The sequence below is a fragment of the Jatrophihabitans sp. genome (genome assembly GCF_036389215.1).
Lineage (GTDB): Bacteria > Actinomycetota > Actinomycetes > Mycobacteriales > Jatrophihabitantaceae > Jatrophihabitans_A.
Genome location: NZ_DASVQG010000123.1, coordinates 1 through 5,763, shown reverse-complemented (window position 1 = coordinate 5,763; position 5,763 = coordinate 1). Strand labels below are relative to the sequence as shown.

4 protein-coding genes and 1 pseudogene are annotated in these 5,763 nt (G+C 69.8%); 2 read left to right on the top strand and 3 right to left on the bottom strand.

Annotated elements, in window-relative coordinates; all coding sequences use genetic code 11:
- Positions 1-1,676: pseudogene (locus tag VF542_RS05600) on the top strand (hypothetical protein); the annotation flags it as partial.
- A 78-nt stretch (positions 1,677-1,754) separates the two neighbouring features.
- Here the strand turns inward: VF542_RS05600 and VF542_RS05595 are convergent.
- The 3 genes from VF542_RS05595 to VF542_RS05585 form a co-directional block, all read right to left on the bottom strand.
- A complete protein-coding gene (locus VF542_RS05595; RefSeq protein ID WP_408650718.1) occupies positions 1,755-2,513 on the bottom strand; it encodes an FAD:protein FMN transferase in 759 nt (252 codons plus the stop codon).
- A gap of 1 nt (position 2,514) precedes the next feature.
- Entirely contained in the window at positions 2,515-3,030 is a 516-nt protein-coding gene (locus VF542_RS05590) for an FMN-binding protein (RefSeq protein WP_408650717.1), read from the bottom strand.
- Between the two features lie 65 nt (positions 3,031-3,095).
- On the bottom strand, positions 3,096-4,487 hold the full coding sequence (locus VF542_RS05585) for a ferredoxin reductase family protein (RefSeq protein ID WP_408650716.1): 1,392 nt from the start codon (positions 4,485-4,487) through the stop codon (positions 3,096-3,098).
- Between the two features lie 101 nt (positions 4,488-4,588).
- Between VF542_RS05585 and VF542_RS05580 the strand changes: the two genes are divergently transcribed.
- Complete coding sequence (locus VF542_RS05580) at positions 4,589-5,530, top strand: proline iminopeptidase-family hydrolase (RefSeq protein ID WP_408650715.1); 942 nt, start codon at positions 4,589-4,591, stop codon at positions 5,528-5,530.
- The last annotated feature ends 233 nt before the right edge of the window (positions 5,531-5,763 follow it).

Sequence of the window (5,763 nt, the reverse complement as noted above, 5' to 3'; positions counted from 1 at the left end):
CGGTTCCCGGCGCGCCCACCGCGGTACGGGGCACCGGCAGCGCCGCCTACAACGTCGCGCTCACCCTCGGCGCGGCGTCGAGCGACAACGTCGGAGTCGTGGCCTATGACATCTACCGGGACGGCGCCTACCGGGCCACCGTGCCCGCCACCGTGTCGAAGTGGACCGACATCGCCGTACCGGTCGGAACGCACACCTGGGCCAGCGCGGCCCGGGACCAGCGCGGCAACGCATCGGCGCTGAGCCCATCCTCGGCCGCCGTGGCCGTGCCCGACACCACCGCCCCGACCGCGCCCATCCTGTCAGCAGCCGCCGGTCCCCCCAACGAGATCGACCTGAGCTGGACCGGCGCCAGCGACAACGTCGGGGTGACCAGCTACTCGATCACCCGCGACGGCGCCGCGGCGGCAACCGGGATCACCACGACGACCTGGGCCGACACCGGGCTGACCGCGGGGTCGGTCCACAGTTACGTCGTGACCGCACGGGACGCGGCCGGCAATACCTCGCCACCCAGCAATACCGCCACGGCCACCGTCGGTTCTCCCACCGTGCCGGTCGGACCGGTGACGAACCTGAGCGCCAGCCAGCGCAGCACGCCGGGGCAGGTGATCATCGACTGGTCACCGCCCGGCACGGGCAGCGCGAGCTCATACGACGTCTACCGCGACGCCCAGCAGATCGCCTCGGGGCTGACGAGCACGACGTTCCTCGACACCGCCGCCCTCGACAGCACGTCGGTGACCTATACCGTGGTTTCGACCGACAGCGCAGGCAACTCCGCATCGGCAAGCGTCAGCATCGTCGCCGACTGGACCGCGCCCACCCAGCCACCGGGGCTCGCCGTGGTGGCGACCACCGCCACCACGGCGTCGCTCACCTTCGCGGCCTCCACCGACGCGGTCGGGGTCACCGGCTACACCGTCACACGGACCGATCCCGATGCAACCGTCAGCACGATCGCGATCCTGGGCCCCGGCGACCCGAGGTCGGTCACCGACACCGGCCGGACGCCGGGCGCGACCTACCGGTACAGCGTCGCCGCCCGGGACGCGGCCGGTAACGTCTCGACGGTGGCGACCGCGGCGCTGACGATGCCGCTCTTCGCCGAGAACTTCGACTCCGGCTCGCTGTCGAACCCGCCCTGGACCGCGCCGACCACCGGCCTGGTGCTCCAGCAGACCGTCGTGCATTCCGGCGGCTGGGCAGCCCAGGAGACCTCCACCGGTGCCGCGACCTGGGCGGCCGCCCAGTTGCCCGGCAGCTACCGAGCGGTACACGCCTCGGCCTGGGTGAACGTCCGGAGCCGCAGCACCTCGGCCGGGTTCCTGAAGCTGCGGACGGCGTCCGGCGCCTTCATCGCCTACCTGTACGTCAATGCCAGCGGCTACCTGTCGGTCCGCAATGACGCCGGAAGCGTCACGCACGTCAGCACGACGCCGGTCAGCACCGGGCAATGGCACAAGGTCGAGTACTACCTCGACACGAATCCCGGTGGCCCGATCACCATCACCGCTGCCCTGGACGGCACCGCCGTGACCTTCAGCACCCCGGTCACCAGCACCGAGACCCTCGGAACGACGCCGATCGGTCAGCTGGTGCTCGGCGACACGGTCACCGGCCGCAGCTACGACATCGCCATCGACGACCTGACCGTCGACACCCAACCGAGGTGAACCGGGTATCCATCCGCCTGGCATCGGCCGGCGTTCGCCTCAGTAGTGGAACCGCTCGATGGGCGGCAGCCATCGCGATCATCGCTCGGCGCGCCAACCCCGGCTGGCCGAGACAGTGCCGCCGGCCTCGATGAGTAGCGCCTCATAACCGTCGAGATCCTCGATCCATCGCAGAGCCTGTCTACCCAGGACGAAGGCCGCGGTCGCGTAGGCGTCGGCGAAGGTGAGTGATGGCCCCACCACGCTCGCACTGGCAAGCGCGGCCGCCGGACGAGCGGTGAACGGGTCGAGGATGTGCTGACCGCGCTCGGCCACTCCCGAGGTGGCGACGGCGAAGTCGCGGCCGGCCACCGTACGGGCGATCCGGGAGCGGTCGGCGGGATCGCTGATACCGACCACCCACGGCCGGCCCGGTGCCGCTTCGCCGGAGAGTTGCAGGTCGCCGCCGCCGTTGATGGCGTGGTTGACGGCGCCGTGCGCGCGAAGCAGCAGGCTGGCCCGTTCAACCGCCCAGCCCTTCACCAGGCCGGTCGGGTCCAGCCTTCCCTGCGGCATGGCGCTGAACGCGCCGCCGGTGGTGACCTGGACCCGCGCGCACAGCTCGAGTACGAGCCCCACCTCGGGATCGGCGTCCTCGACGCGCAGTTCGCCGCGCTGGATGCGGTTGATGTCACTGGCGGGCTGGTAGGTGCTGAATACGGCGTCCACCCGGTGGAGCCAGCCGACGACGTCGGCAATGGCCGCACTCCAGCCACCCGGGTCACGGACGTCGATGGTGAACGCCGTGCCCATGCAGTGCTCGACGCGCACCGTGCGGGAACGCTCGATGCTGGTCATCTCACAGGCCGGCCTTGTCCAGGGCGCTCTGCAGCGACCCGAGGTAACCCTCGCTGGTGTAGGTCGCGCCGGACACCATGTCGATGCTCGCGCTCTTGGCCGACAACGCCTCCTGGTTGAGCTGCGGGATGGCGTAGGCGTTGATCTGCTCGTCGCGAGGGTTGTTCCGCGGGTACTCGATGGCGGTGACGGCGGTGATCGTCCCGTTCCGCACGGTGATCTGCACCTGCACCGGTCCCCACCGGGTGTCGACGGCATCGCCGGTCACCGTCTTCGTCGCCGACGTGCTGGCGGCGCTCGACGGGACGGTGGACGGTGTCGTGGCGGCACCTGGCGTCGTGGCCGCACCTGGCGTCGTGGCGGCGTTCGACGTCCCTGCGGATGAGGAATTGTTGCCGGGATCGGTGGTGCTGGTCGCCACCGGCACGCCGGCAGCGCCGGTGCTGTGGGTCTTGAAGTTCAGCAGCATCACCAATCCGGTGACGGTGCTGAACAGGGCAAGTGCGACTCGTCGCATGAGAGGTGTCCTTAGCGTGCAGGGGTCTTGGCTGGGAAGGGGGCTGGAAGGGTGGCTGGAAGTGGCTAGAACTCGAACGATTCGTGGTGGATGCGCCGGCGCGGCACCTTCGCGGCACGCAACGCGGACACGACGGAGGCGGCCATCGGTTCGGGCCCGCACAGGTACACGTCGTAGTCGGGCAGGTCCGGGATGTTCGTGGTGAGCGCCGGCGCCGACAACGGGTCGTACCCCAGCTCGCCGCGCCGGCCGGTGACGATGTGCAGCCGGGCGCCGCGCTGCTGGGCGATGGCGGTCAGTTCGTCGCCGAACACCACGTCGGTGTCGCGGCTCACCCGGTAGAGCAGCGTGAGGTCACCAGGCCTGGCAGGCAGTGACTCGAACAGCGCCCGCAGCGGGGTGATCCCGATACCACCGGCGATGAGCAGCACCTTCCGCCGGCTGCGCCTGGCCGCCGTCATGGCGCCGTACGGGCCTTCGGCGAGCACCCTGGTGCCGGGGCGCAGCCGGGCAAGGGCCGCACTGTGCTCGCCGAGGTCCTTGGCGGTGATCCGCAGCGTGTCGCCGTGCGGGGCCGCCGACAGCGAGTACGGGTTGGACGCCCACCACAGGTCGCGGGTGAGGAATCGCCAGCGGAAGAACTGGCCGGACTCCGCTCGCAGCTCCTGCAGATCACGCCCGTGGACGACGATCGACACCACGCCGGGCGCTTGCGGGTAGACGGCCACCACCCGCAGCCGGTGGCGCAAGGCCTGCCGGACCGGCACCGCGAAGCGGTACCAGCCGATCGCGGCGGCAACCCCGAGGTACAGGGCCGACCACACGACCCGCGCCGGACGGTTGGTCATGAAGTCCGCGCCGGTGGAGAACTGGTGACTGAACGCCAGCGCGACCGCGAGGTAGGTGTAGAAGTGCAGGAAGTACCAGGTCTCGTAGCGCATCCGTCGGCGCGCGGCGCGTGCCGAGACCGCACCCACCGCGACCAGCAGCAGCCCGGCGACCGTCGCCATCAGCACGTCCGGGTAGCTCATCAGCAGCGTGGAGGTCTGGCTGAGGACGTCGGTGTGCGCGGTGACCGCGTAGCCCCAGACGATCAGCAGGCCGTGCGCGATGACCAGGCTGACGGTGTAGCGGCCGCCGTGAGCGTGCCAGCGTGCCAGCCGGTCGGCGCCGATGCCGCGCTCGAGCGGTGGGATGCGCGCCATCAGGGCGACCAGCACGACGACGCCGTAGCCGGCGAGCAGGCCGGTGACCCGCCCGGCATTGGTCAACCAGTCCCCCAGGCCGCTGACCGAGCTGGTGTCCTGCCACCACAGCGCGATCGTGGCGAGCGCCCCGGCCGCGATGACGGCGAGCACCATGCCTGGGTTGGTTCCCGTCGAAGGGGCTGCTGCCCGGACGGGTCCCGGCACCGAAGCCGTCCCGGCCGGGCGGCGGTCGTTCAGAATTGCGGTCATGGATCATTTGTGCCCGACCGACCTTGGCCGTTCCTGCATGCAACCTGGGTGTTTGCTGAGGGCGCTTCCGGTCAGCCGCTGCTCCGCCGTAGGGTTCAGGCGTGACCGCATACCAACTCGAAGACATCCTGCCGGCTGACGTCGAGGGCACCCTCGCCTTCGACGGCGCCGAGACCTGGTACCGGATCACCGGTGATCTCGACAGCGGCATCGTCCCGTTGGTCGTCGCCCACGGTGGCCCCGGGTGCACCCACGACTACCTGCTGCGGCTCACGGCGCTGGCCCGCACCGGACGCCCGGTGATCCACTACGACCAGCTGGGCAACGGCAGGTCCACCCACCTGCCGGACGCGGCCCCGAGCTACTGGACACCCGAACTGTTCGTGGCCGAGTTGGACAATCTGCTCACCGGCCTCGGCATAGCCGAGGCCTACCACCTGCTCGGGCAGTCCTGGGGCGGCATGCTCGGTGCCGAATTTGCGGTGCGGCAGCCAGCTGGCCTCCAGCGCCTGGTGATCGCCAACTCCCCGGCCTCGATGCCGCTGTGGAGCCAGGCGGCCAACTCGCTGCGGGCGGAACTGCCGGCAGCGGTGAACGAGACCTTGCTGGAGCATGAGCGGGCAGGCACGACCGATTCGCCGGAGTACCGGCAGGCGATGCTGGTGTTCTATGACCGCCACGTCTGCCGGGTGGTCCCCAACCCACCCGAGGTCGCGGCCAGCCTCGCCGCGATCGACAACGATCCGACCGTGTACACCACGATGAACGGTCCGAGTGAGTTCCACGTGCTGGGATCGCTGAAGACCTGGTCCATCGTCGACCGGCTGCCTCTCATCCAGGTGCCCACCCTGATCATCTCCGGGCGCTACGACGAGGCAGCGCCGGTGGCGGTGCGCCCGTTCTTCGACCTGATTCCCGATGCCCGCTGGCGGATCTTCGACGAGTCGAGCCACATGCCCCATGTCGAGGAGACCCAGCGCTACCTGAGGGTCGTTCAGAGCTTCCTCGAGGGGGCCGAGCCGGACGGCGCCGACCCCGTCTGACGGTTGGGTGATGTGACGTCAGGTCAGACCGGAGAGGTTGACCGCTCACACCGGAATTTTGGGCTTACTGAGGGGGCGTAATGCGCTCTAGTTGTACCCGGTCATGACGTTGGTGTCGCTCGGATGATCTTGACGTAGGGAGAGCCCCCGGTTGGGGTGTGGCTTGTCTAGGACCTACGCCAGCCGGAGGCTCTCGTGCCACACGCTAATGCCCGCACCACGTTCCATGCCCG

What these genes read in the sequence shown, in the direction of transcription:
- VF542_RS05585 (WP_408650716.1), bottom strand. Translation starts at nt 4,487, where the DNA reads ATGACCGCAATTCTGAACGACCGCCGCCCGGCCGGGACGGCTTCGGTG.
- VF542_RS05590 (WP_408650717.1), bottom strand. Translation starts at nt 3,030, where the DNA reads ATGCGACGAGTCGCACTTGCCCTGTTCAGCACCGTCACCGGATTGGTG.
- VF542_RS05595 (WP_408650718.1), bottom strand. Translation starts at nt 2,513, where the DNA reads ATGACCAGCATCGAGCGTTCCCGCACGGTGCGCGTCGAGCACTGCATG.